Source organism: Duganella sp. AC917 (genome assembly GCF_979258245.1).
On record NZ_OZ409848.1, the window covers coordinates 4,211,789 to 4,236,532 of the forward strand.

A 24,744-nucleotide genomic window follows, 5' to 3' on the forward strand; every position below is an offset into this window, starting at 1 on the left:
TTTGTGATTACCAGGGCCAGACGATGCTGGTCCCGCTGCCGTTTTCCAAAGCGCGCTGATACAGCATGCGCGCCACTGTCAGATCCTGCAGGGCGATGCCCGTCATATCGAAAATGGTGATGGCGCCGGCGGCGATGGCGTCGCGTCCCAGCGTGCGCCCGGCCAGCAGCGCGCCCAGCTCCCCTGGCGCCGTCTTGCCCACCATCTCGCCCACCATCTCGCCCGCCCATTGCAGCTCGCCGATGGCGCGCGCCTGATGCAAGTCGTCGGCCCAGACGCCGGCCACCGCCAGCAAGCCTTCCGGCAGTTCGCGCTTGCCGCGCGTGTCGCTGCCGACGCAGTTCAGGTGCGTGCCCGGCCTGACCGCGCTTGCGGAAAACAGCGGACCGGCGCCGCGCGTCGCGGTGATGACGATATCGCTTTCGGCGACGGCGGCATCGGCGCTGGCGCCGGCGCCGACGTCGCAACGCGCGGCGAACAGCGCTTCGAATTGTGCATCGCGCCGCCCGTCGGAGGTCAGATAGCGCACACGCCGTATGCCCGGCATCACGCGCAGCGCGTAATCGGTATGCGCCACGCCCTGCAAGCCGGTGCCGAACACGCACAAGCTCTCGCTGTCGGGACGGGCCAACGCCAGCAGTCCCAGCGCGCCGGCCGCCGCCGTGCGCGTGGTGGTGACGGCGTTGCCGTCGATGACGCATTGCGGCCGCCCCGTGGCCGGGTCGAACAGCATGATCGTCGCCTGATGGCCGTCGGCGCCTTGCGCGCGGTTGCCGGGCCAGAAGCCGGCCGCCTTCATGCCGAGCAGTTCGCGCTCCGGCACGCCGCCGGACTTGATGCCGAACACGCCGGCCGGCAGCGCCTCGCGCACCAGCGGGAAGATCTTGCCGGCGCCGCTGGCGTGCAGCAGGAAGGCTTCGCGCACGGCCGCCAGCACGTCGTCCGCCCGCAGCAACGCGCCGGCCTGGTCGCGGTCCAATAAGAGGAGGCTTGCGTTATCTGGCATCGTTGTACACCGTGGCGCGTGAGACGTTCAAATACGCGGCGACGACTTCCATCGCGCGCCGGACATCGCTCAATCCTGATTCCTTCAATTCGCGCATCAGCGCCTTGCGCTCGTCGGCCTTGAGCGCGCGCGGCGTGGTCGCCAGCCGCGCCGCGAACTGGTCGATCCGTGCGCGGATGGCGTCGGCGCCGGCCGGCTCCAGCGTCTCGCTGAAGCCGGCGGCGGTATTGACGCTGCCGAACTGCGTCAGCAGGCTGTTCAGGCTGCGGAACACGGTCAGGTCCACATTCATGCACAGCGCCGCGATATAGCGCCCCTCGCTGTCCTTGATGCCGATCGAGGTACTCTTGGCCAGCCGGCCGTCGGCGAAGGTGTTCGGGTAGTTGGCGATCACCTGCGCGAAGTCCGGATTGGCGGCGCGCGCCAGTCCCAGCTCGGTGGCCGGCGCGCCGACGCTGCGGCCCGACAGGTTGTTGTGGATGGCAAGGATGGCGTGCTCCGGGTCGAGCAGGTCGTGCAGCACGACCTCGCAAAACGGCGCCAGCGTTTGGCCCAGGCCGTCGGCGACCTGCTTCATCTGCGCCAGCAGGTTTTGCTGTTCGGGTGTTTTTTTCATCTGCACATATTATCTTGTTTTAGATAATTTGTGTAATTCGATAGAAAATAGTACGACCGGTCATTTATTTGCTACACTCGTCTGACAAAAAATAACCCCTTGGAGACCACCATGAAACTTGCCGCATTTGCCGCTGCCGCGCTGCTGTCGATCGCCCCCGCCTTCTCCTTTGCCGCCGACACGCCGGTCGGCCTGTGGAAGAACATCGACGACGAGACCGGCAAGCCGAAGGCGCTGATCCGCATCACCGAAAACGACGGCGCGTTCCAGGGCCAGATCGAGAAGCTGTACCGCGAGCCGAACGAAGACCAGAACCCGAAATGCGACAAATGCGAGGGCGCGCGCAAGGACCAGCCGATCGTCGGCATGGTGATCCTGTCGGGGCTGAAAAAGGATGGCGAGGAATTCAACGGCGGCGAGATCGTCGACCCGAAAAACGGCAAGGTCTACAAGGCCAAGATGCACCTGACCGACGCCGGCAAGAAACTCAACTTGCGCGGCTACATCGGCATGCCGATGCTGGGCCGCTCGCAGGTGTGGGTGCGCCAGGAATGAGCCGGCGCTAGCGCCGGACCAGCATTACCACCCGGACAAGTTCATTGACCAATTGACACATTTTTTCATTGGTGTTCTACTAAGCCCCTTTTAAAATAAAACTAGGGGTTTACATGAAAAAGATAATTGGACTGCTCGCCGGGTTCGCGATGCTGGGTTCGGCGCATGCCGCCGTTGTCACCTACAACTTCACGGCAACGGTCGCTTCTATCGAAGAATCGTTGCCACCGGCTTATACGTCCACCCTCCGGGACCTGAGCACGTTAACCGGGATGACGGTGTCGGTGGGACAGGCGATCCACGGCTCGTTCAGCTACGATACCGCCATGGGACTGAACGCGATCTATCAGCCGGCGCCGCAGGCCAGCGGCACTTACCTGTTATACAACGATCTCAACAACACAACCAACATCACCGCGCCAACCGTGTTCAGCCGGCCGCAAGAGGTGATCTATGAAACGAATCTGCTGCAAATTGCCAACGATGCGACGACGTTCTCCGGCGGCGATATTTTGGCGCTGTCCACCACGATGATGGCGCCTGACTTTGGCAGTTTCAACAGCAACATTTCCCTGTATGACTTCAGCGGCACGGCATTTGACCACGGCGGCGTGCCGACGGCACTGAGCCTGTCCAGCTTCAACTACGCCGGCTATGAGTTGTATTACTTCCTGCCCACGGGAGGCTACGTCCGCATCGACAGCACGATCACCGCGCTGACGCCTGCGGCGGCGGTGCCGGAACCGCAAACCTACGCGATGCTGATGGCCGGCATGGTGCTGATCGGTTGGCGCGGCCGCCGCTCCCGCAAGTCCGGTAAATCGGGCAACTAAGACCCGTCACTGCTGGGCACCCCTGCCGGTGGCGGTCCAATAGATGCCGCCCATCAGGTGCGACAGGTATTGCGGGTCCTTGTACATCTCGCCGTTGTGCCCCAGCGAGGTGACGAACACGCGGCCCTTTTCCACCTGGTGGTACCATGCCACCGGGTGGTCCTTGCCCATCCCTTTTGACACCTGCCCCGGCCAGATCTTGGTCGGGTCGTAGGTGCTCTCGTCGACGTTGAGCACCGGGTTGATCTTGATGTTGTACGGGTTGTCGAACACGTACCACTCGTCGCTCCAGATCCAGCGCGCCGGCAGCCCGAAGGTCGCCGGGAATGTCTTGTCGACCACCTCCGCCACGCCGGTCTGCAGCATCGGATGGTTGCCGACCCGGCGGCCGATCAACCTCTCGAACCACGGCCAGGTATTGGGCGGAATGATCAGCGCGCGGTGCACCAGCATGGCGTTGCCGCCGTTGCGCATGTAGTCCTCGAACTTCCTGCGGCGCGGCTCGCTGAGCTCCTCACCCGGGGTATTAAGGAACATCACCATCGCATACTGGCTCAGGTCGCCGTCGAACACCTCCGGCCGGTGCGTGTACACCAGCTCGAACGCGTGCAGCTTGGCCTGCTTTTCCAGGCTTTCGCGGGCGATCGGAATGTATTCGTAGTGGTATTTTCCCGGCATGGCCAGCACCAGGATTTTGTATTGGTCGTCGGCGCGCGCGCCGCTCGCCCACAGCAACAATCCAGCCACGGCCATACAGGCCAATATGATTTTTCTCATGTGTCGTCTCCGTATAGTTAGCGCTATCATTACAGGCGGTTCAATATACACTTTTTCATGGAAGTGGTGATACGATTCTCGTCACGCTTGCAATCCAGCAAGCAATGCACATTCGATGAAAATAGTATTGAATCTGATCGGATGCGTGGCGGTGGCGCTCGGCGTGCTGGGCATCTTCCTGCCGCTGCTGCCGACCACGCCGTTCCTGCTGCTGGCCTCGGCCTGCTTCGCGCGCGGCTCGACGCGCCTGCACCACTGGTTGCAGACCAATCGCGTGTTCGGAAAGTATCTGCGCAACTATGAGAACGGCCACGGCATCCCGTTGCGGGGGAAAATCTGGATACTGCTCTTTATGTGGGGCTCGATGGGCTACTCGATCTGGCGCACCGAGCCGTTGTACGCGCGGGTGTCGATCGTGCTCATCGGGTTCTGCGTGACCATCTATCTGACACGCTTCGTGCCGACGATGCCGACGCCGGCCGCCACCGCGCGCGAACCTTAGCAGGCGGCAGCGGCCATGCGCCACCGCCCTCTGTCGACGCTTAAACGAGCTCGGCGAGCGCCACCGCGTCGAAACTTTTCAGGACCCCGGTGTTGCTGCCCTCGATCTTGGCGGCCCATTCCGGATCGCTGAGCAGCGCCCGGCCCACCGCGATCAGGTCGAACTCGTCGCGCTCCATGCGTTCGACCAGTCGCTCTATGCTCATGACGCCGGAGCCCTTGCCGGCGAACGCGTTGAGGACAAGCCGCGCCCCGCTGATCCGGCGTTACGGCGACGCCGGCGGCGTGGCGTATTTGCGCAAGTGCCGGTCGAGGCTGTTGGCGAAATTCTGCCGGTCGCCCTGGTTGAAGGCGGCCGGGCCGCCGGTGTCGACGCCGCTGCCGCGCAATTCGTCCATGAAGGCGCGCATGCTGAGCATCTGCGCGATGTTGTCGTTGGTGTAGAACTCGCCGCGCGGATTGAGCGCATAGCCGCCCTTCTTGAGAACGTCCGACGCCAGCGGGATGTCGCCGGTGACGACCAGGTCGCCCGGCGCCAGCAGGCGCACGATTTCCTGGTCGGCCACGTCGGCGCCGGACGGCACCTGCACCGAGCGCACAAAGCGCGACGGCGGCACCCGCAGCAGCTGGTTGGCCACCAGGGTGACCTGCATCTGCATGCGCTCGGCCACGCGGTACAGGATGTCCTTGATGACCGCCGGACAGGCGTCGGCGTCAACCCAGATCTGCATCACAGGTCCCACAGTTCGCCGTTGGGATTGGTGCGCGGCGGCGTCACGCCGAAGTGCTTGTAGGCGGCCGGCGTGGCGACCCGTCCGCGCGGCGTGCGCTGCAGGAAGCCCTGCTGGATCAGATAAGGTTCCAGCACGTCCTCGATGGTGTCGGCCGCCTCGCCGATGGCCGCCGCCAGGTTGCCGATGCCGACCGGGCCGCCGCCGAATTTGTACAGCACCGCCTCGAGCAGCTTGCGGTCCATGACGTCGAAGCCGACCGTGTCGACATCGAGCATGACCAGCGCGGCGTCGGCCACGGTCTTGGTGATGTCGCCGTCGGCCTTGACCTCGGCGTAGTCGCGCACGCGGCGCAGCAGGCGGTTGGCGATGCGCGGCGTGCCGCGCGCGCGGCGGGCGATCTCGACGGCACCGTCCGGCGCGATATTGGCCTTGAGCAGCGCGGCGCTGCGGGTAACGATCTTGGTCAATTCCTCGGTGTTATAGAACTCGAGGCGGGCAACGATGCCGAAGCGGTCGCGCAGCGGATTGGTCAGCATGCCGGCGCGGGTGGTGGCGCCGACCAGGGTGAACGGTTGCAGGTCGAGCTTGACCGAGCGCGCGGCCGGCCCCTCGCCGATCATGATGTCGATCTGGTAGTCCTCCAGCGCCGGATACAGGATCTCCTCGACCACCGGCGACAGCCGGTGGATCTCGTCGATGAACAGCACGTCGTTCGCTTCCAGGTTGGTCAGGATGGCGGCCAGGTCGCCCGGGCGCTCGAGCACCGGGCCGGACGTCTGGCGCAGGTTCACGCCCATCTCGCGCGCGATGATGTTGGCCAAGGTGGTCTTGCCCAGGCCCGGCGGTCCGAACAGCAAGGTATGGTCGAGCGCCTCCTTGCGGTTGCGCGCGGCGGCGATGAAGATTTCCAGCTGGTCGCGGATCTTGGCCTGCCCGACATATTCATCGAGATGCTTGGGGCGCAATGCCCGTTCGATCGCCTCCTCGTTGGGCGACGACGGCGCCGCGTCGATGATGCGCTGTTCGGTGAAGCTGTCGGTCTGGATGCTCATTCGTTCTTCAGTGGTGGTGTCTTTAATATGCGCTCGACGTAATCGCCAATCGCTTTTTTGGATGCTCGCAATTGGTCAAGCTCTTGCGGCGTGAGCATTCGCGCAGGCGTGCCGGGGTCCAATGGCGGAGCAAGCTTAACAACCAACGATTCTACCTTGCCTTCAGCTAGCAACTCCTTCCAAGCGAGTAAGGATTGTTTCGCTCGCTGGAGTTCGCCTGAGATATCTGGCCTCTGAAGCGGTGAGGCACTCGAATCCGTAGCCAAAGCGCTGGCGCCACCAGTCTTCAATGTTTCCATGTTTCCTCCTTAGCCCGAAGAGCTCTCAAGTTGGTCAGAGTGCCTCCCTGACCAATGAAGTCGTCGACCATCAGGTAGTTTAGGCCAGTTCCGACAACACCGCTGAAAATCGCTAGGCGTCGAAGCCGATCGAACCCGTTGGCGCCAGTATGACTAACCTTGTTGGCCTGCACCACTGTATGGTCGTAGGGCCAGTGCAAGGTAATGGCAAGAAACCTGGCCAAGGCGTGAATCAGGATGTCCGGAAAGTCGTCCCAGGGAAATCTAACGGGCTGGTCCATGATCGGCGCCTCCGCTTTGCTCGACCTTCAATCATAGGCGGCGGCACCGGCGCTTCGTTTGAGGCGAATCAGCCTTTGGACAGCGCCTTCAATGCTTGCTTGATGCCGTCCGAGACGCCGCTGCCGGCCGGCACGGTCTTGAGCGCAAGCAGCGCCTCCTTGTCCGAGTAGCCCAGCGCCAGCAGCGCGTTGAGGATATCGGACTGCGAATCGGGCACCGCGTGGCCGCCGCCGGCGCCGATGTCCGCGCCCAGCTTGCCCTTCAGTTCCAGCAGCAAGCGCTCGGCGGTTTTCTTGCCGATGCCGGGCACCTTGATCAGGCGCCCCGATTCCTGCAACGTCACCGCCTGCGCCAGGTCGGAAATCGACATGCCGGACAGGATAGACAGCGCGGTGCGCGCGCCCACGCCGCTGATCTTGATCAGCTGGCGGAACACGGCGCGCTCCTCGGCGTTGCCAAAGCCGAACAGCAAATGCGCGTCCTCGCGGATCGCCTGGTGCGTGAACAGCACCACCTTTTCGCCGACATGCGGCAGGTTGTAGAACGTGCTCATCGGCACATCAACTTCGTAGCCGACACCGGCGCACTCGACCAGCAGTTGCGGCGGATTTTTTTCAAGCAAAATACCGGAGAGACGACCGATCATCGTGTTGTAGCCTTCTTAATTAGGGGAGTTAGCCGACCAGGCGGCCGTTCTTCATGCGCAGGCCGGCCAGCGGCCCGCTCTTGGCGGTGCTGGTGCCCTTGCCGGCGCCGGCGATCAGGGTCAAGGTCTCGCGGCTGTGGGCGTGACAGATGGCGATGCCGAGCGCGTCGGCGGCATCGGTGCCGGGCAGGCCGGGCAAGGACAGCAGCCGCGCCACCATGTCCTGCACCTGCGCCTTGACGGCGCGGCCGGTGCCGACGACCGCCTGCTTGACCTGCGTCGGCGAATACTCGGCCACACTGAGTTCGGCCGACACCAGCGCGCAAATGGCCGCGCCGCGCGCCTGCCCCAGCAGCAAAGTCGACTGCGGATTGACGTTGACAAACACCTGCTCGATGGCCGCGCATTCGGGCTGGTAGATGCGGGCGACCTCGGCCACGCCGTCGAGGATCACCTTCAAGCGCGCCGGCAGGCCGCCCTCGCCGCTTTTGATGGTGCCCGAGGCAACATAGTACAGCTTCGCGCCCTGCTTGCGAATAACGCCAAAGCCGGTCGTGCGCAAGCCGGGGTCGATGCCGAGAATTATCATTGCTGGATTGTATGCAGTAAAGAAAGCGCCCGCAAGGTAGCGGGCGCTTTTATCGCACTGCGGGGGTCAAGTCTGTCATTCGGACACGAGCCCGTCCGCCCCGAGGGACGCTGCGAATTAGTGGCGGAAGTGGCGGATGCCGGTGTACACCATCACCACGCCGCGCTCGTTGGCCGCATCGATCACTTCCTGGTCGCGCATCGAGCCGCCCGGGTGGATCACGCAGGTCGCGCCGGCGTCGACCACCACGTCCAGGCCATCACGGAACGGGAAGAACGCGTCCGACGCCACCACCGAACCGGTCAGCGACAGGCCGGCGTTCTGCGCCTTGATCGAGGCGATGCGGGCCGAGTCGATACGGCTCATCTGGCCGGCGCCCACGCCCAGGGTCATGTTGTTGCCGCAGAAGACGATGGCGTTCGACTTGACATACTTGGCCACGCGCCAGGCGAACATCATGTCCTGCAACTGCTGCGGCGTCGGCTGCAGCTTGCTGACCACTTTCAGATCCGTCAGCAGCACGTTTTTCGCATCGGCCGACTGCACCAGCAAACCGCCGCCGACGCGCTTGAAGTCCATCGCGTTGACGCCGTTGCCCAGCGGAATTTCCAGCAAGCGCACGTTCTGCTTGGCAGACAAAATTTGCTTGGCTTCGGCCGAGTACGACGGCGCGATCAGCACTTCGACGAACAGCTTGGCCAGCTCGGTGGCGGCGGCCGCGTTGATCTCGACGTTGAAGGCGATGATGCCGCCGAACGCCGAGGTCGGATCGGTCTGCAGCGCGCGCTTGTAAGCGTCGGCGGCGTCGGTGCCCAGCGCCACGCCGCACGGATTGGCGTGCTTGACGATGACGCAGGCCGCGCTTTGCTGGAAGCTGCCCATGCTCTTGACGCATTCCCACGCGGCATCGGCGTCGGCGATGTTGTTGAACGACAGTTCCTTGCCCTGCAGCTGGCGATAGTTGGCCAGCGCGCCGTCGGTGGCGGCGACGTCGCGGTAGAACGCGGCCGACTGGTGCGGATTCTCGCCGTAGCGCATGTCCTGCACTTTTTCAAACGCCACGTTCAAGGTGTTCGGATAAGCGTTGCGGCTGGCGTGCTGGCGCTCGGCGCCCAGGCTGGTCAGGTAATTGGCGATGGCGCCGTCGTATTGCGCGGTGTGCGCGTAGACCTTGGTGGCCAGCTTGAAACGGGTATCGTAGCCGACTACGCCCGGCGCGTTGTCGGTGGTCTTCATTTCCCCCAGCACCACGTCGTAGTCCGACGGATCGCAAATGACGATCACGTCCTTGTGGTTCTTGGCCGCCGAGCGCAGCATGGCCGGGCCGCCGATGTCGATGTTCTCGATGGCGTCTTCCAGCGAGCAATCCTGCTTGGCGACGGTGGCCTGGAACGGGTACAGGTTGACCACCACCATGTCGATGGTCGGAATCGCGTGCTCTTCCAGCTTGGCCACGTGCTCCGGGAAATCGCGGCGCGCCAGGATGCCGCCGTGCACTTTCGGGTGCAGCGTCTTGACGCGGCCATCGAGCATCTCCGGGAAGCCGGTGTAGTCGGCGACCTCGGTCACGGCCACGCCGTTGTCGGCCAGCAGTTTGGCGGTGCCGCCGGTCGACAGGATCTTGACGCCCATGGCGGACAGCGCGCGGGCGAAGTCCAGCACACCGGTTTTGTCGGAGACGGAGATGAGAGCTTGTTTAATCATGGCTGTGAAAGGCTAGGTGGGTTGATATCTGATTGCGGACCGGCCCAACGGCCGTTCCCAGCCGCCATGCCGGAAAAACGCCGCTGTTTACAGCAGGCCGTGTTCTTGCAGTTTCTTGCGCAGGGTGTTGCGGTTGATGCCCAGCATCTGCGCCGCGTGTGACTGGTTGCCGTCGGCGCGCGTCATGACCACTTCCAGTATCGGCTTTTCCACGGTCAGCACGACCATATCGTAGATATTCGATGCCTGCTGCTCGCCCAGGTCGTTGAAGTAATCTTCAAGGCTCTTCTGGACTACTTCCTGGATACTTTCTTTGCTCATTTTGATGTCGTTCGCTAAATAATCTGTTGACGCTGGTAAATCAATCCAGGACTTGTGACCCCGGCGCTTACCCTTCTGATATAACTTTTTTAGTGCTCGCTAGCTGGACCTATGCCGTTTGCAACTTATCGGCTTGCAACAATTCTGGGAGGCGGTATTGTAACCGCTCGCCGTAAGTCCATTGGGATTCGAAAAACTGGTCAACGGCAAGCAACTGCTCGTCGGTGGACTCCAGCAGATTCATCTTCTGGCGGAACTCTTCGCCCCCTTCGAGGTCGCGCACATACCACCCGATGTGCTTGCGCGCGGTGCGCACGCCCAGGTACTCGCCGTAAAACGCGTAGTGGGCGCGCAGGTGTTCGTCCATCAGCGCGCGCACTTCATCGACGTACGGCGACGGCAAATGGCTGCCGGTGCGCAGGTAGTGCTCGATCTCGCGGAAGATCCACGGCCGGCCCTGCGCCGCGCGGCCGATCATGACGGCATCGGCGCCGGTGTAATCGAGCACGAACTTGGCTTTTTCCGGCGTGGTGATGTCGCCGTTGGCCACCACGGGTATCGCCACTGACTGCTTGACCGCCGCGATCATGTCGTACTCGGCGTCGCCGGTGTAGCCGTCGGCGCGCGTGCGGCCGTGCAAGGTCAGCATGGCGATGCCGGCGTCCTCGGCGATGCGCGCGATCTTCAAAGCGTTCTTGTTTTCGCGGTTCCAGCCGGTGCGGAACTTCAACGTGACCGGCACATCGACCGCGCCCACCACCGCTTCGACGATTTCCCTGACCAGCGCCTCGTTCTGCAACAGGGCCGAACCGCACCAGCTGTTGCACACCTTCTTGACCGGGCAACCCATGTTGATATCGATGATCTGGGCGCCGCGCTCGACGTTGAAGCGGGCGCAGTCGGCCAGATCCTTGGGGTCGGCGCCGGCGATCTGCACCGCCTTCGGCTCCATTTCGCCGGTATGGTCGGTGCGGCGCGAACTCTTTTCCGTCGCCCACAGGCGCGGATTGGACGCCGCCATTTCAGACACCGCGTACCCCGCCCCCAGCTGCTTGCACAGCTGGCGGAAAGGCCGATCCGTCACGCCCGCCATGGGAGCGACAAAAACGTTGTTGCGCAGTAAATGAGGGCCGATTTGCACTGGCGATACCTGATGGGGAAGAAGGAACCTTCTATTTTAACCGAAGGGGTGCTCAAATAATAAGCACTATTTTTTATGAAAACTGCAAATGTGCAGCCTGAACGTTATGAACGATCAGATCACATCGTCCATTGCGGCCAGGCTCAGGTGCTCTACTTCGCCCCAGCTAGTTAGCGCTAACTTCCCGCCCGAGAAGCTAAAGCGGTTGATGCTGGCGTTCTTGACCTGGAAATCGCGCGGGCTGTCGAGCTGCATGCCGACCGCCTCGCGATAGGCGCATTCGAGCACGCCGCCGTGGGCGACGATGGCAATGGTTTTGCCCGGATAACGTTCGGCCCACTCGCGGATGGCCGACGTGGCGCGCGCATAAAACTGGCGGAAACTTTCGGCCACGCGCTCGCCGGGCGGCATCACCGCGTCGATATCGCGGGCCTGCCACAGCGCGAAGTCGGCCGGGTATTGCTGCTCGACTTCGGTATACAACATGCCTTCGAAGACGCCATAGCAGCGTTCGCGCAGGTTGGCGTCGGTCTGGACCTCGAAGCCGTCGTACTGGTCGGCCACGGCCTGGGCGGTCTGGCGGGCGCGTTGCAGGTCGCTCGAGACGATCACGTCGAGCGATTCGGCGGCCAGCGCCTGGGCCAGCGCGCCGGCCTGGCGTTCGCCTTCGGCATTGAGGGGGATGTCGATATGGCCCTGCAGCCGGCGCACAGCGTTCCAGGCCGTCTCGCCGTGGCGGATCAGCAAAATATTGGTGTTGTTCATGCGGTCTTTTTTCTGGGCTTGCGGCCCGATTCGGCGGCCAGGGCCGGATTCAAAGTGTACGTGCCGATCAGTTGCGCCTCGTCGACGATATGGCCGTGGATGGCGTTGAGCACGTCGACGCAGGTGAAGCGCCCTACCAATGCCAAACGCGGCACATCGAGCGCATACATGCGAAAAATATAATGGTGGACGCGCTCGTCGTTCCACGGCGGACAGGGGCCATCATACCCGTAATAGTCGCCCGCCATCGCCGGGTCGGTGGAAAACCACCGGCTGTAATCGTTGACGCCATGCCGCAAAGCGACGCCATCCAGACTGGTTTCCGGCCCCGGCTTGCCGTGCGCGACGACATTGTCGGACAAGGCGCCCTCGGCGATCTGGTGCAGGCCGACCGGGATATCGATCAGGCTCCAGTGGAAAAAATCGTCGCGCGGCATGCTCGCCGGCAGAGTGACGCCGGAGCGATTGACATCGGTGGCGTCCTGCGGCAAGTCGCCGTCGATGCAAAGCAGCACCAGCGACTCGGTGCCGGCCGGAACGTCGCTCCAGCTCAGTTGGGGATTGCGGTTGGCGGACAGCGCCACTTGGCCATCGGCGCCCATGGTGGCAAAGGCGCAGGCGGCTGGAATCGCCGTGCCGTCGCGAAAGCTCTCACTCGACAGTTTCATACTGGTCTCCCGGCCGAATTTTCAATCTGTTTTAGAGTTGGTTTGCAGCCAAAACGTTACAGGTCCGTCGTTGGTCAGCGTAACTTTCATGTCCGCACCAAACTGGCCCGTTTGCACCATCGAGTGCCGCAAGCGCGCCTGCTCGACGAAATGATTGAACAGGCGCAGCCCGTCCGCCGGCGCGGCGGCCGGCGTGAACGACGGCCTGGTGCCGGACTTGGTGTCGGCCGCCAACGTGAATTGCGGCACCAGCAGCAGGCCGCCGGCGACGTCGGTCACGCTGCGGTTCATCTTGCCCGCATCGTCCGAAAAGACGCGGTAGCCCAGCATTTTGGTCAGCAGGGTGTCGGCGTCCTTTTCGGTGTCGTTGCGTTCGGCGCACAGCAGCACCATCAGCCCCGCCCCGATGGCGCCGATGGTGGCGCCATCGACCACCACGCTGGCGTCGCTGACCCGTTGCAGCAGCGCGATCATGCGGACAACGTCACGCGGGCGAACTTGCGCTTGCCCACTTGCAATACGAAGGTGCCGGCCTCGATCTTGACGGCCTTGTCGCTGACGACGGCGCCGTCCAGGCGTACGCCGCCCTGGTCGATCATGCGCATCGCCTCGGAGGTGGACGGGCACAGGCCGGCCATCTTCAGCAATTGCGGAATGCCGACCGGTGCGCCGCCCAGCGCTACTTCCGGCACGTCGTCCGGAATGCCGCCCTTGGAGCGGTTGACGAAGTCGTTGAGCGCCTCGTCGGCCGCCGCCTGCGAGTGGAAGCGAGCGACGATTTCCTGCGCCAGCGCCACTTTGGCGTCGCGCGGATTGGCGCCGCCGTCGATGGTGGCCTTCAGGGCCGCCACATCGGCGATCGAGCGGAACGACAGCAGCTCATAGTATTTCCACATCATCACGTCGGAAATGCTCATGATCTTGGCGAACATGGTGTTGCCCGGTTCGGTGATGCCGATGTAGTTGTTCTTCGACTTGGACATTTTGTCGACCCCGTCCAGCCCTTCCAGCAGCGGCATGGTCAAAATGCACTGCGGTTCCTGGTCGTAGTCTTTCTGCAGCTCACGGCCGACCAGCAGATTAAATTTCTGGTCGGTACCACCGAGTTCCAGATCGGACTTCAAAGCGACCGAATCGTAGCCTTGCATCAAAGGATAAAGGAACTCATGGACCGCAATCGGTGTCCCACCCTTGAATCGTTTGCTAAAATCGTCACGCTCCATCATGCGCGCGACGGTGTAGTGCGAGGCCAGCTTGATCAGGCCGCGCGCGCCCAGCGGATCGCACCACTCGGAGTTGTAGCGGATTTCGGTCTTGGACGGGTCCAGCACCAGCGAGGCTTGCTTGAAATAGGTCATGGCGTTTTGCTCGACCTGCTCCTTGGTCAGCGGCGGACGCGTCATATTGCGGCCGGACGGGTCGCCGATCATGGAAGTGAAGTCGCCGATGAGGAAAATGACTTGATGGCCCAGATCTTGCAACTGACGCATCTTGTTGAGCACGACGGTGTGGCCGAGGTGCAAATCCGGCGCGGTCGGGTCCAGGCCCAGTTTGATGCGCAGCGGAACGCCGCTTTGCTCGGAGCGCGCCAGCTTTTGGGCGAACTCGCTTTCAATCAGCAACTCGTCGACACCCCGTTTGGTGATCGCGAGCGCCTCTTGTACACGGTCGGTCAAGGGCAGTACTTTAGAGGCGACCGGCGAGGCGGCGGGCGGTGTGGAAGAAGGGGTAGTCATATATTTTGGGAGTTTTTTTTCAAAAAAAGGTAGTCAGCGCCAGGAGTTTGTTATAATCCTCGATCCATCAATCTTGCCGTACGAAAACGAAACCCGACAATAATTAGAAGAAATAAAAGGTTCCTGAATAGTTCAAGCGGCAAATTTTAACTGATTGCATGAACCAAATACATAAATTCACGAGCTCACGCTTGTACAGTCTGATGGCTTCAACGCGCAAAGCGCGCATTGTCAGCGCCTCGGCACTGTTCCTCACAGTATGTGCGTTCGGTGCCGCCGGCGTCGCGCCGCTCGCTCCGGATCCTGCCGATCTGCCGGTTAAGTCCGTGCAAGAAGCCGTCACAATGCCGGATCTTGCACCGCAGATCGACGCACTTGAGCAACAATCCTCCAGCGAGCACTTCGTCCACGAAGAACGCATCCGCGCCGGTGATACCTTGGCAACGCTGCTCACCCGCCTGGGTGTGGAAGACGACGCCGCCGAGAACTTCATCAAAAAAGACAAGGTCGCCAAAGGCGTCATGCAGCTGAAGACGGGCAAACGCGTCCAGGCGCAGACCGACGACGAAGGCAATCTGCAATGGCTGCGCGCGGTCGTGGTCGACGGCAAGGATATCCCTGTCAAGAACATCAAGATTTCCCGCAAAAACGAGCGCTTTGTTGCCGAAGAAGAACCGGCCAAGCTGGAACGCCGTGTCGAGATGCATGCCCGCACCATCAACTCGACCCTGTTTGCCGCCACCGATTCGAACGAAGACGGCACCAAGCTGCCGGACACGATCGTCAAGCAAATCGTCGAGATGTTCTCGACCAGCATCGACTTCCGGGGCGACCTGAAGCGCGGCGACCATTTCAATGTGGTGTATGAAACGTTCTGGCAGGATGGGGAATTTGTTCGCGCGGGCCGCATCCTGGCTGGCGAATTCACCAACCGCGGCACGACGTATCAATCGGTGTGGTTTGAAGATCCGCAGACCAAGCAAGGCGGCGGTTACTACAGCTTCGACGGCAAGGCGCTGAAAAAGGCCTTCCTGAAGTCGCCGGTGGAATTCACGCGGATTTCGTCGGGCTTCTCGATGCGCGTGCATCCTGTCTCGGGTGAGTGGAAAGCCCACAAGGGCATCGACTTCCCTGCGCCCACCGGGACGCCGATCCGCGCTTCGGGCGATGGCGTCATCGATTTCGCCGGCACGCAGAATGGCTACGGCAACTTCGTCACCATCAAGCACTGGAACAACTACTCGACGGCCTACGCCCACATGAGCCGCATTGCGCCTGGCATGAAAAAAGGCAGCAAAGTCAGCCAGGGCGACGTGATCGGCTATGTGGGCAGCACCGGCTGGTCGACTGGCGCGCATCTCCACTACGAATTCCGTGTCGGCGGCGAAGCCAAAGATCCGAGCAAACTGAACGTGACCGCACAGGCGCCGTTGACGGCTGCCGAACTGTCGCGCTTCAAAGTCTACGCATCGGACATGTCGCACCGCTTCGCGCTGCTGCAACCCGGTGGCTCGACCGGCACCCGCGTCGCGGCAAAATAAGTCTCGACGCTTCATACCGCACTACACGAAACAGGCCGCCGCATCGGCCTGTTTTTTTTCGCCTGTTTCTTTTGCTCTAGACACATAATGCTCTGCCCAGAGCGCTTGTTCCGTGCGACACCACACGCAAGCTCAGGCAAAATAGCTTTTTCAGCTTGAGGAAACAACAATGACCCACTATATCGGTTTGATGTCCGGCACCAGCCTGGACGGCGTCGACGGCGCGCTCGCGGATTTCTCCGGCGAGACGATCGACACGCTGGCGGCGGCCTACATCGCGTTTCCTCCGTCGTTACGTGCCGAGCTGATGGCGCTGCAAGCGCCCGGTGACAACGAGATCGAGCGCGAGGCGCTGGCCGCCAACCAGCTGGCGCAGTTCTACGCCCAGTGCGTCGCACAACTGCTGGACGAGTCCGGCCAAAAGGCGGACACGGTGCGCGCCATTGCCGTGCACGGCCAGACCATCCGCCATCGGCCCGAGCTGGGCTACACCCGCCAGACCAACAACCCCGCCATGCTGGCCGAGCTGTGCGGCATCGACGTCATCGCCGACTTCCGCAGCCGCGACATCGCCGCCGGCGGTCAGGGTGCGCCGCTGGTGCCCGCCTTCCACCAGGCGCTGTTCGGCCGGCCCGGCCAGGCGCGCGTGGTGGCCAACATCGGCGGCATCTCCAATATCAGCGTGCTGGACGGCGAAGGCGGCGTGATCGGCTTCGATACCGGTCCTGGCAACGTCTTGATGGATGCGTGGATCGGCCGCCATCTGGACAAGGAATACGACGCCGACGGCGCCTGGGCGGCGATTGGCAAGGAAATCCCGGAGCTGCTGCAGGAATTGCTGCACGAGCCCTATTTCGCGCTGCCGGCGCCGAAAAGCACGGGCCGCGACCTGTTCCATCTGGACTGGCTCGACACCCGGCTGGCGGTGTATCACGAGGCAGCGCCCGAGGATGTGCAGCGCACGCTGACCAAGCTGACGGCGGTATCGCTGGCGCGGGCCATACAGGCGTATGGCGGCAACGCGGACGCGGTGTACGTGTGTGGCGGCGGCGCCTACAACGGCGTGCTGATGAGCGAACTGGGCACCGCGCTGGGCAATAACGTCCTGGTGGCATCGACGCAAGCGCTGGGCGTGGCGCCGAACCGGGTCGAGGCGCTAGCCTTCGCCTGGCTGGGCTACCGCTTCAGCGAACGCCTGGCCGGCAATCTGCCAAGCGTCACTGGCGCCAAGGGCGAACGCGTGCTGGGCGCCCTCTACCCTCGCTAACCCCTCCGGGGTCAAGTCTGTCATTCGGACACGAACCCATGCGAAAAGACGACGATACGGTTGGGCCGGTGTCCGAATGACAGACTTGACCCCGATTGAACGATGTAAACGACAACGGCGGACAACCGAAGTTGTCCGCCGCGTTATACAGCCAGAACCGATTTATACCGAGAACGAGGAGCCGCAGCCGCACGTCGATGTCGCGGTCGGGTTCTTGATGACGAATTGCGCGCCTTCCAGGTCGTCTTTGTAATCGATCTCGGCGCCCACCAGATACTGGTAGCTCATCGAATCGATCAACAGCTGAACGCCGTTCTTGACCATGGTGGTGTCGTCTTCGTTGACGATTTCGTCGAACGTGAAGCCGTACTGGAAGCCGGAACAACCGCCACCCTGCACGAACACACGCAGTTTCAAGTCGGGATTACCCTCTTCCTCGATCAGTTGGGCAACCTTTTCGGCCGCGCTATCGGTGAAGATGATCGGCGACGGGATTACATCTACTAGTGATTCGGCGACAGCATTCATTTCAGACTCCTACGTGAAAACATTTAGGTCATTATAGACCGTTGGCGTTGTTTATGCTCCGGACCCCTCAAAAATGGGGGGTCTTGTGGCAAATATCAATGCCCGATGGCGCCCCGTGTTACGGCAGCAACGCTATCTGCGTCAGGCCGGTCGATTCTTCCAGACCGAACATCAAATTCATGCACTGCACGGCCTGGCCGGATGCGCCCTTGACAAGGTTGTCCTGCACCACCAGCACGATGACCGTGTTGCCGTTGTCGGGACGATGCAGCGCCAGGCGCAGCACATTGGCGCCGCGCGTCGAGCGGGTTTCGGGATGCGAACCGAATGGCATCACATCGACGAACGGCGAATCTTTGTATTGCTCTTCGAACAAGGCCTGCAGTTCCTCGTTGCTCACTTCCTTGGTCAGGCGGCCGTACAAGGTCGAATGCATGCCGCGTATCATCGGCACCAAATGCGGCGTGAACACCAAACCAACCTTTTCGCCGGCAAACTTTTGCAGCTGCGCCACGGTTTCCGGGGTGTGACGGTGGCCCGACACGCCGTAGGCCTTGAAGTTGTCGCTCGACTCGGAGAACAAGGTGCCGATCTCGGCTTTGCGGCCGGCGCCGGAGACGCCGGACTTGCAGTCGGCGATCAACGAACCGGCGTCGATCACGCCGGCCTTGAGCAGCGGGTAGTAACCCAGCTGCATGGTGGTCGGATAGCAACCCGGATTGGCGACCAGGCGCGCGCCCTTGATGGCATCGCGGTTCAGCTCGGCCAGGCCATAGGCGGCTTCTTCCAGCAGGTCGGCGCAGGTGTGCTCGATCTTGTACCATTTTTCAAAGACGGCCTTGTCCTTGATGCGGAAGTCGGCCGCCAGGTCGATGACCTTGACGCCGGCCGCCAGCAGCTCGGGCGCCTGCGCCATGGCCACGCCGTGCGGGGTGGCGAAGAACACCACGTCGCACTGCTTGAGGTCGGCCTTGTCCGGCGACGAGAAAGCGATGTCCACGCGGCCGCGCAGCGAAGGGAACATGTCGGCAACCGGCAAACCATCCTCCTTGCGCGACGTGATAGCCGTCAGCTGCACATCGGGGTGGACGGCCAACAGTCGCAGCAATTCCACTCCGGTGTAACCGGTGCCGCCGACGATGCCAACTTTGATCATGTTCTTTCCTTCGAGGTATAAGTGCGTGGAGAAATGGCGTCCATTTTATCAGCCATGCGCGACAGGCGCATGACCGTACCAAATAGCAAAAAAGCCGCCCGACACAAGGCCGGCGGCTTTTTTGAGGACGCGCCGCAAGCAGCGCGCCACAGCGTATAAATTAACGCTTCGAGAATTGCTTTGCGCGACGTGCTTTGCGCAGACCAACTTTTTTACGCTCAACTTCACGTGCATCGCGGGTAACGAAGCCGGCGCGTGCCAGATCGCCCTTCAGCGCTGCATCGTAGTCGATCAGGGCGCGGGTGATGCCGTGACGCACAGCACCTGCCTGGCCGGACTCGCCGCCGCCGTGCACGTTGACTTTGATGTCAAAACGCTCGACGTTGCCGGTCAGTTCCAGTGGTTGACGAATAACCATCAGGCCGGTTTCGCGGGAGAAGTACTCAGCCGCTGGCTTGCCGTTAACGATGATTTGGCCAGTGCCAACTTTGATAAACACACGAGCTACTGCACTCTTGCGACGGCCGGTGCCGTAATTGTAGTTACCGATCATGTCAGTTCCTTAGATTTCGAGTGCTTTAGGTTGCTGGGCAGCGTGCGGGTGCGAACCTTCAGCGTACACTTTCAGCTTCTTGATCATTGCGTAGCCCAGTGGGCCCTTCGGCAACATACCCTTGACTGCTTTTTCCAGAGCACGACCTGGGAAACGCTGTTGCATTTTCAGGAAGTTGGTCTCGTAGATGCCGCCTGGGTAGCCCGAGTGACGGTAGTAAGTCTTCTCGGTGGCTTTGGTACCGGTCACGCGCAGTTTGCCTGCGTTGATGATGACGATGAAATCGCCGGTATCGACGTGAGGAGTAAATTCTGGCTTGTGTTTGCCGCGCAGTCGGAGTGCCACTTCGCTGGCAACACGTCCGAGGACTTTGTCCGTCGCGTCAATCACGAACCAATCGCGCTGGACTTCATGGCCCTTAGCGGAAAAAGTTTTCATGTTGACTTCCTAAATAGTAAAACACGCTCAAATGGTGGTTCCGCCATTGCTTCAGCGGACTCGGCCTTCTTATTTACTTTCCTGAGCGAACGGAAAGCCGACAAGTATAAGCGGGAACGCCCAGCGGAGTCAAGCCCGGCTTGAAATAGCGACCGCCCCGGCACCGCGCCCCCGGACTCCTTTACAATACGCACAACAATTTTCACGGAGAGTATGATGGAATGCAAAGTCAGCTGGAACGGCCCGTCGGGCATGAGTTTTTTGGCCCAGACCGGCTCCGGTCATCTGGTCAACATGGACGGCGCGCCCGAGGGCGGCGGTCACAACCTGGCGCCGCGTCCGATGGAAATGGTGCTGCTCGGCACCGGCGGTTGCACCGCGTATGACGTGGTGCTGATCCTGAAAAAGGGTCGCGCCGATATTCGCGGCTGCGAATGCACGTTGAAGGCCGAGCGCGCGGATGTCGACCCGAAAGTGTTCACCAAAATTAATTTCCACTTTGTCGTCACCGGCAAGGGCTTGAAGCCGGAGGCGGTGGAACGGGCGATTTCGCTGTCGCACGACAAATATTGTTCAGCGTCCATCATGCTGGGCAAGATGGCCGAGATCACGCACTCGTTCGAGATCGTCGAAGTCGAATAAACCCGTCAGATGTGTCAGATGTGTCAGATGTGTCAGATGTGTCAGATGTGTCAGATGTAATACGCGCTGCTGGTCATGATCTTGCCCATCACCGACATGACCGCCTGCACCGGCGCCGGCGTTTGCGCGGCGCCCAGCGCTTGCGCGGCGGCGCCGTGTTCGATCTCGTCGATGCGCATCTGCTCGACAATCGCGCGCGACTTGGCGTCCTGCGGCGGCAGCTTGTCCAGATGGCTGGCCAGGTGCGCCTCCACCTGACGCTCGGTCTCGACCACAAAACCCAGGCTGCGGGCGTCGCCCAGCACCGCCGCCACCGTGCCGAGCGCATAGGCGCCGGCATAGAACAGCGGATTGAGCACGCTGGTGTGCGAGCCCAGCTCGGCCAGCCGTTGCGCGGTCCACGCCAGATGATCCTCCTCTTCCCTGCCCGCCTGCTCGAACTGGGCCCGCATTTCCGCCGTCTTGGCGAAGCGGCCCTGCGAGTTGTACAGCGCCTGCGCGCAGACCTCGCCCACATGGTTGACCCGCATCAGGCCGGCGCTGTGGCGTTGCTCCGCCTCGCTCAGCTGGGCGTCGTCGGCATGCGCGCCCGGCGTCGGCCGCGACGCCGAGGCGACGCCTGCGATCACGCGCAGCGCCTTGTCGGCATCGGCGATAAAACGGTCCAGCGGAGTGTGGTGGAAGGCGGCCATGGCGGTTCGTGGTTCGTCGAAAACACCATTATAAAGGGGCGTTTTAGTTTGCGTCCGTCTCTTCGCGCAGTTGCCGCTGACGCTCGATGTAGTCGGCCACCGGGCCGCGCACGTCGATTTTGGAGATATCCTTGGCCACGCCCAGATTCAGCCCCAGCAGGAAGGGAATGTTCTCGACCGGCACGTCGTTGCAATGCTCGGAAAACGCCTTGAGGAAGCGCTTGGATTCGACCACCCGCACCACTTTTTCCCCGCTCATGTACTGCAGGATGCTGGTGATGCTGTGTCCCTTGCCGATCGTGTGGTAGATGAAGCGGTTGAAATCGCGGTCCAGCACCTTGAAATCCAGCGTTTCCTTGGTCATCAGACCGGACAGGTAATACAGGCCCAGGGCCACGCGGAAAAAGCCCGTGCATTCGGTGCGGTCGACGCCGCATTGCGTCACCGCGAGTATTTTTTCCTGCAGCTGAGCATTCATATTCCACCGTTCTCCATATCACCACTATAACAAGACATTAGTCGCCATACTTGCTTGCAAGCCAGAATTTTTACATGCTATTCTTGAAACCTTTAACAAAAGAACAGCAAAGGACGGCGAAATGATCGAGGTAAAAGGCCTGGCCAAACGCTTCCGCTTGCCCACGCGCGGCGGCAAGGCCGCACCGGCGCTCGATCCACGCGACCACGACGGCTGGTTCCATGCAGTCCGCGATGTCAGCTTCAACTGCGCGCCCGGCGAAGTGCTCGGCCTGCTGGGCCCCAACGGCGCCGGCAAGACCACCACCTTGCGCTTGCTGTCGACCGCGCTCAAGCCCGACGCCGGCAGCATGCACGCCAACGGCATCGACCTGCTGCACAACCCGCTCGTGGCGCGCCAGCACATCGGCTTTTTGTCCGGCAGCACGGGCCTGTACGGCCGCCTGACAGCGCGCGAGAACGTCGAATACTTCGGCCGCCTGCACGGCATGCGGGGCGAGCACCTGAAGCGCCGCTGCGACGCGCTGTTCGACCTGCTGCAAATGCACGAGTACGGCAACAAGCGCGCCGACCAGCTGTCCACCGGCATGAAACAAAAATGCTCGATCGCCCGCACCGTCGTGCACGAGCCGAAAATCGTCATCCTCGACGAGCCCACCACCGGCCTCGACGTGATGGCCGCCAAGGTCCTGCTCGACTTTATCGCCAGCTACAAGGCGCTGCGGGTGCCGCTGATCTTTTCCACCCATCATTTGCACGAGGTGGAAAAACTGTGCGACCGGGTCTGCATCATCAACCACGGCAAGACCGCCTTCCACGGCACCGTCGAAGCCTTGCGCGAGCTGGGCGGCAGCGCCGATCTGTACGACGCGTTCGTCGGCGTCATCAACCGGGGAGACTGAGCCATGTGGACCATTTATCTGAAGGAATTGCTGGAACTGGTGCGCGACCGCAAAACGTTCTTCTTCACCATCTTCGTGCCGGTCATCGCGATGCCGCTCATTTTCACCGGCTTCGGCATGCTGTCGACCAATATGTTCAAGCAGGCCAGCCAGGCGCAAATGACCTATGCCATTTTCGGCAAGGAGCACGCGCCGCAGCTCGCGGCCCGCTTTGCCGAAGAGAAAGGCTTGCGCGAGGTTGTCCTGTCCGGCCCCGACGAGATCAAGCGTGCCATCGGCGACGACCGCATCAAGTTCGCGCTGGTGATACCGGACGACCTCGAGAGCACGCTGGCGCGGCACCGGCAAGGCGTGATCGCGCTGCATTACAACAGCGCCTCGGCCGTGGACATGACGCGCAAGCGCGTGGCCGCGGTGCTGGGCAATTACAACAACGCGGTGCGCGAGCTGGCGCTACCCGCGCTCAATCTGACTAAAGACCAGCTGCGTTTCGCGCTCGATCCGATCAAGCTGGAGGACCACTCGACCGCCGACAAGCGCGAGCAGACCGGCGCCATGGTCGGCGGCCTGGTGCCCTACATCCTGTTGATGGTGTGCCTGGTGTCGGCGATGTATCCGGCCATCGACACCGGCGCCGGCGAGAAAGAACGCGGCACACTGGAAACCCTGCTGCTGGCGCCGGTCTCGCGCACCCGCATCGTGCTGGCGAAGTTCCTGATGCTGTTCACCGTCGGCCTGACCTCGGCGTTGCTGATGATCGCCAGCCTGGGCGCGCTGCTGATCTTCGGCGAGTCGCTGATGAGCGGCGATGTCGCGCTGATGGCGCGCTCGATCGGCCTGTTCGACCTGGTCATGGTGGCGCTGATGCTGGTGCCGACGGCGGCCATGTTCGCCTCGATCCTGCTGGCGATCTCGGTGTACGCGAAAAGCTACAAGGAAGCCTCCGGCCTGATTTCGCCGTTGATGATCGTCACCATCCTGCCGACCCTGGCGGCGCTGCTGCCGGGCGTGGAAATGAACTGGAAGTGGGCCCTGGTGCCGCTGACCAATGTATCGCTGGCAATGAAAGAGCTGGTCAAGGGCACCATGGACTACAGCATGTTGTCGGTGATCATGCTGTCGACCACGGTCACAGCCGGCGCCCTGCTCGCGCTGTGCCGCTGGTGGTTCAACCGCGAGGCGGTGCTGTTCCGAAATTGATGCCGATAAGCGTACTGAATTGGGCAAGTTGTCTATTCAAGCAACGCGATTTCAATCGCGCGGTGCGCCGTTCTGGTAGGTAGTTTGCGCAGTCTGGCGCACGGTTTCAGCCGCCCATCGCAATGGGGCCCCATGTATAGAACAAATTCAATACAATGCCATCATGTGAAAAGTGTATGGCCGTGCAGAAATGCTGGTTGTGCCGCGGCAGAATCATTCAGGAGTCAGCATGGAATTACGCATCAGCAACTTGTCTAAAACCTACGGCAACGGCGTCGTAGCGTTGGACAACATTTCGCTCACCATCCCCACCGGGATGTTCGGCTTGCTCGGACCCAACGGCGCCGGCAAGTCGACCCTGATGCGGACGCTGGCGACGTTGCAGGAATGCGATTCCGGTTCGGTGTTCCTCGACGACATCGACGTGCTCGACGAAAAGGACGAAGTGCGGCGCCTGCTCGGCTATTTGCCGCAGGACTTCGGCGTCTACCCGAAAGTGACGGCCTACGAGCTGCTCGACCATTTCGCCGAGCTGAAAGGCTTGTCGAACCGCAATCGCCGGCGCGAAGTGGTGGACGGCCTGCTGCAACAAACCAACTTGTTCGACGTGCGCAACCAACGGCTTGGCGGCTTTTCCGGCGGCATGCGCCAGCGTTTCGGCATCGCCCAGGCGCTGCTGGGCGACCCCAAGCTCATCATCGTCGACGAGCCGACCGCCGGCCTCGACCCGCAAGAGCGGGTGCGCTTCCACAACCTGCTGTCGGACATCGGCGAGGACAAGACCGTCATCCTGTCGACCCACATCGTCAGCGACGTGGCCGACCTGTGCGCCAACATGGCGATCATCAACAAGGGCCACCTGCTGCTGTGCGGCCCCACGCAGGACCTGATCCACGAGGTCAGCGACAAAATCTGGGCCCGCTTCATCGACAAGCGCGACCTGCAATCGTTCCAGCTGCGCCACCCGGTCATCTCGTCGCGCCTGCTGTCGGGCCGGACCTTGATCCACGTCTACAGCGACAACGATCCCGGCGACGGGTTCGAGGAGGCTATCGGCGACCTCGAGGATGTCTACTTCGCCACCATTGCCGGCCGCCACCAGGCCGCCGCCACCTGCGACTAA

At 61.9% G+C, this 24,744-nt stretch carries 32 protein-coding genes; 9 read left to right on the forward strand and 23 right to left on the reverse strand.

Annotation, left to right across the window (positions count from 1 at the left end; all coding sequences use genetic code 11):
* Positions 1-7: 7 nt before the first annotated feature.
* On the reverse strand, positions 8-1,006 hold the full coding sequence (locus tag ACZ0BA_RS18270; RefSeq protein ID WP_463452635.1) for an ornithine cyclodeaminase family protein: 999 nt from the start codon (positions 1,004-1,006) through the stop codon (positions 8-10).
* Entirely contained in the window at positions 996-1,622 is a 627-nt protein-coding gene (locus tag ACZ0BA_RS18275) for a helix-turn-helix transcriptional regulator (RefSeq protein WP_463452636.1), read from the reverse strand. The genes ACZ0BA_RS18270 and ACZ0BA_RS18275 overlap by 11 nt, the downstream gene beginning before the upstream one ends.
* Before the next feature lie 111 nt (positions 1,623-1,733).
* Between ACZ0BA_RS18275 and ACZ0BA_RS18280 the strand changes: the two genes are divergently transcribed.
* Entirely contained in the window at positions 1,734-2,177 is a 444-nt protein-coding gene (locus ACZ0BA_RS18280; protein WP_463452637.1) for a DUF2147 domain-containing protein, read from the forward strand.
* Positions 2,178-2,290: 113 nt separating this feature from the next.
* Positions 2,291-3,010, forward strand: a complete 720-nt coding sequence (locus ACZ0BA_RS18285; RefSeq protein ID WP_463452638.1) for a PEP-CTERM sorting domain-containing protein — start codon at positions 2,291-2,293, stop codon at positions 3,008-3,010.
* A gap of 6 nt (positions 3,011-3,016) precedes the next feature.
* Here ACZ0BA_RS18285 and ACZ0BA_RS18290 read toward each other — a convergent pair whose 3' ends face one another.
* A complete protein-coding gene (locus ACZ0BA_RS18290; protein WP_463452639.1) occupies positions 3,017-3,787 on the reverse strand; it encodes a ThuA domain-containing protein in 771 nt (256 codons plus the stop codon).
* A gap of 115 nt (positions 3,788-3,902) precedes the next feature.
* Here ACZ0BA_RS18290 and ACZ0BA_RS18295 point away from each other — a divergent pair, with 115 nt between their 5' ends.
* A complete protein-coding gene (locus tag ACZ0BA_RS18295) occupies positions 3,903-4,289 on the forward strand; it encodes a YbaN family protein (RefSeq protein ID WP_463452640.1) in 387 nt (128 codons plus the stop codon).
* Positions 4,290-4,329: 40 nt separating this feature from the next.
* On the opposite strand, the gene ACZ0BA_RS18300 is transcribed toward ACZ0BA_RS18295, so the two are convergent.
* The 14 genes from ACZ0BA_RS18300 to tyrS form a co-directional block, all read right to left on the reverse strand.
* Entirely contained in the window at positions 4,330-4,494 is a 165-nt protein-coding gene (locus tag ACZ0BA_RS18300; RefSeq protein ID WP_463452641.1) for a hypothetical protein, read from the reverse strand.
* 60 nt (positions 4,495-4,554) lie between these two features.
* Entirely contained in the window at positions 4,555-5,019 is a 465-nt protein-coding gene (locus ACZ0BA_RS18305; protein WP_463452642.1) for a YaiI/YqxD family protein, read from the reverse strand.
* A complete protein-coding gene (ruvB, locus tag ACZ0BA_RS18310) occupies positions 5,019-6,074 on the reverse strand; it encodes a Holliday junction branch migration DNA helicase RuvB (protein ID WP_463452643.1) in 1,056 nt (351 codons plus the stop codon). Before ruvB ends, ACZ0BA_RS18305 begins: the two co-directional genes overlap by 1 nt.
* Positions 6,071-6,373: a hypothetical protein gene (locus ACZ0BA_RS18315; RefSeq protein ID WP_463452644.1), complete on the reverse strand. Its 303-nt coding sequence runs from the start codon at positions 6,371-6,373 to the stop codon at positions 6,071-6,073. The genes ruvB and ACZ0BA_RS18315 overlap by 4 nt, the downstream gene beginning before the upstream one ends.
* The gene (locus tag ACZ0BA_RS18320; RefSeq protein ID WP_463452645.1) at positions 6,361-6,654 is read right to left on the reverse strand and encodes a hypothetical protein; all 294 of its coding nucleotides are present in this window, start codon (positions 6,652-6,654) and stop codon (positions 6,361-6,363) included. Before ACZ0BA_RS18320 ends, ACZ0BA_RS18315 begins: the two co-directional genes overlap by 13 nt.
* Before the next feature lie 68 nt (positions 6,655-6,722).
* Positions 6,723-7,301 (reverse strand): Holliday junction branch migration protein RuvA, encoded by a 579-nt coding sequence (ruvA, locus tag ACZ0BA_RS18325; RefSeq protein WP_363503419.1) that lies wholly within the window; start codon positions 7,299-7,301, stop codon positions 6,723-6,725.
* A gap of 28 nt (positions 7,302-7,329) precedes the next feature.
* Entirely contained in the window at positions 7,330-7,890 is a 561-nt protein-coding gene (gene ruvC, locus ACZ0BA_RS18330; protein ID WP_315212374.1) for a crossover junction endodeoxyribonuclease RuvC, read from the reverse strand.
* 117 nt (positions 7,891-8,007) lie between these two features.
* Positions 8,008-9,594 carry a bifunctional phosphoribosylaminoimidazolecarboxamide formyltransferase/IMP cyclohydrolase gene (gene purH / locus ACZ0BA_RS18335; RefSeq protein WP_463452646.1) on the reverse strand — a complete coding sequence of 529 codons (1,587 nt, stop codon included), beginning with the start codon at positions 9,592-9,594 and terminating at the stop codon, positions 8,008-8,010.
* A gap of 87 nt (positions 9,595-9,681) precedes the next feature.
* The gene (locus ACZ0BA_RS18340; RefSeq protein ID WP_008445162.1) at positions 9,682-9,915 is read right to left on the reverse strand and encodes a helix-turn-helix domain-containing protein; all 234 of its coding nucleotides are present in this window, start codon (positions 9,913-9,915) and stop codon (positions 9,682-9,684) included.
* Positions 9,916-10,024: 109 nt separating this feature from the next.
* Positions 10,025-11,056 carry a tRNA dihydrouridine synthase DusB gene (gene dusB, locus ACZ0BA_RS18345; RefSeq protein WP_463452647.1) on the reverse strand — a complete coding sequence of 344 codons (1,032 nt, stop codon included), beginning with the start codon at positions 11,054-11,056 and terminating at the stop codon, positions 10,025-10,027.
* 114 nt (positions 11,057-11,170) lie between these two features.
* The gene (locus ACZ0BA_RS18350; RefSeq protein ID WP_463452648.1) at positions 11,171-11,821 is read right to left on the reverse strand and encodes a histidine phosphatase family protein; all 651 of its coding nucleotides are present in this window, start codon (positions 11,819-11,821) and stop codon (positions 11,171-11,173) included.
* Positions 11,818-12,489: a YbhB/YbcL family Raf kinase inhibitor-like protein gene (locus tag ACZ0BA_RS18355; protein WP_463452649.1), complete on the reverse strand. Its 672-nt coding sequence runs from the start codon at positions 12,487-12,489 to the stop codon at positions 11,818-11,820. Before ACZ0BA_RS18355 ends, ACZ0BA_RS18350 begins: the two co-directional genes overlap by 4 nt.
* A gap of 21 nt (positions 12,490-12,510) precedes the next feature.
* Positions 12,511-12,963 (reverse strand): D-aminoacyl-tRNA deacylase, encoded by a 453-nt coding sequence (dtd, locus tag ACZ0BA_RS18360; protein WP_463452650.1) that lies wholly within the window; start codon positions 12,961-12,963, stop codon positions 12,511-12,513.
* Positions 12,960-14,225, reverse strand: coding sequence for a tyrosine--tRNA ligase (gene tyrS / locus ACZ0BA_RS18365; RefSeq protein WP_463452651.1), 1,266 nt, complete (start codon positions 14,223-14,225; stop codon positions 12,960-12,962). Before tyrS ends, dtd begins: the two co-directional genes overlap by 4 nt.
* Positions 14,226-14,383: 158 nt before the next feature.
* Between tyrS and ACZ0BA_RS18370 the strand changes: the two genes are divergently transcribed.
* Positions 14,384-15,766, forward strand: coding sequence for a peptidoglycan DD-metalloendopeptidase family protein (locus ACZ0BA_RS18370; protein WP_463452652.1), 1,383 nt, complete (start codon positions 14,384-14,386; stop codon positions 15,764-15,766).
* Positions 15,767-15,935: 169 nt separating this feature from the next.
* Positions 15,936-17,033, forward strand: coding sequence for an anhydro-N-acetylmuramic acid kinase (locus ACZ0BA_RS18375; protein WP_463452653.1), 1,098 nt, complete (start codon positions 15,936-15,938; stop codon positions 17,031-17,033).
* Positions 17,034-17,195: 162 nt separating this feature from the next.
* On the opposite strand, the gene erpA is transcribed toward ACZ0BA_RS18375, so the two are convergent.
* The 4 genes from erpA to rplM form a co-directional block, all read right to left on the reverse strand.
* The gene (gene erpA, locus ACZ0BA_RS18380; RefSeq protein WP_090316908.1) at positions 17,196-17,561 is read right to left on the reverse strand and encodes an iron-sulfur cluster insertion protein ErpA; all 366 of its coding nucleotides are present in this window, start codon (positions 17,559-17,561) and stop codon (positions 17,196-17,198) included.
* Positions 17,562-17,679: 118 nt separating this feature from the next.
* On the reverse strand, positions 17,680-18,717 hold the full coding sequence (argC, locus tag ACZ0BA_RS18385) for an N-acetyl-gamma-glutamyl-phosphate reductase (protein WP_463452654.1): 1,038 nt from the start codon (positions 18,715-18,717) through the stop codon (positions 17,680-17,682).
* A 160-nt stretch (positions 18,718-18,877) separates the two neighbouring features.
* Positions 18,878-19,270 carry a 30S ribosomal protein S9 gene (gene rpsI / locus ACZ0BA_RS18390; protein WP_008445137.1) on the reverse strand — a complete coding sequence of 131 codons (393 nt, stop codon included), beginning with the start codon at positions 19,268-19,270 and terminating at the stop codon, positions 18,878-18,880.
* Between the two features lie 9 nt (positions 19,271-19,279).
* A complete protein-coding gene (gene rplM, locus ACZ0BA_RS18395) occupies positions 19,280-19,708 on the reverse strand; it encodes a 50S ribosomal protein L13 (protein ID WP_056157909.1) in 429 nt (142 codons plus the stop codon).
* 216 nt (positions 19,709-19,924) lie between these two features.
* On the opposite strand from rplM, the gene ACZ0BA_RS18400 reads away from it, so the two are divergent.
* A complete protein-coding gene (locus ACZ0BA_RS18400; RefSeq protein WP_463452655.1) occupies positions 19,925-20,350 on the forward strand; it encodes an OsmC family protein in 426 nt (141 codons plus the stop codon).
* 50 nt (positions 20,351-20,400) lie between these two features.
* Here the strand turns inward: ACZ0BA_RS18400 and coq7 are convergent, their stop codons facing one another.
* Both coq7 and ACZ0BA_RS18410 read right to left on the reverse strand, forming a co-directional pair.
* Positions 20,401-21,042 carry a 2-polyprenyl-3-methyl-6-methoxy-1,4-benzoquinone monooxygenase gene (gene coq7 / locus ACZ0BA_RS18405; RefSeq protein ID WP_463452656.1) on the reverse strand — a complete coding sequence of 214 codons (642 nt, stop codon included), beginning with the start codon at positions 21,040-21,042 and terminating at the stop codon, positions 20,401-20,403.
* Between the two features lie 43 nt (positions 21,043-21,085).
* The gene (locus tag ACZ0BA_RS18410) at positions 21,086-21,520 is read right to left on the reverse strand and encodes a hypothetical protein (protein WP_463452657.1); all 435 of its coding nucleotides are present in this window, start codon (positions 21,518-21,520) and stop codon (positions 21,086-21,088) included.
* A gap of 121 nt (positions 21,521-21,641) precedes the next feature.
* Between ACZ0BA_RS18410 and ACZ0BA_RS18415 the strand changes: the two genes are divergently transcribed.
* The 3 genes from ACZ0BA_RS18415 (at position 21,642) to ACZ0BA_RS18425 (ending at position 24,744) form a co-directional block, all read left to right on the forward strand.
* Entirely contained in the window at positions 21,642-22,421 is a 780-nt protein-coding gene (locus ACZ0BA_RS18415; RefSeq protein WP_463452658.1) for an ABC transporter ATP-binding protein, read from the forward strand.
* A 3-nt stretch (positions 22,422-22,424) separates the two neighbouring features.
* The gene (locus ACZ0BA_RS18420) at positions 22,425-23,621 is read left to right on the forward strand and encodes an ABC transporter permease (protein ID WP_463452659.1); all 1,197 of its coding nucleotides are present in this window, start codon (positions 22,425-22,427) and stop codon (positions 23,619-23,621) included.
* Between the two features lie 229 nt (positions 23,622-23,850).
* Positions 23,851-24,744, forward strand: a complete 894-nt coding sequence (locus tag ACZ0BA_RS18425; protein WP_463452660.1) for an ABC transporter ATP-binding protein — start codon at positions 23,851-23,853, stop codon at positions 24,742-24,744.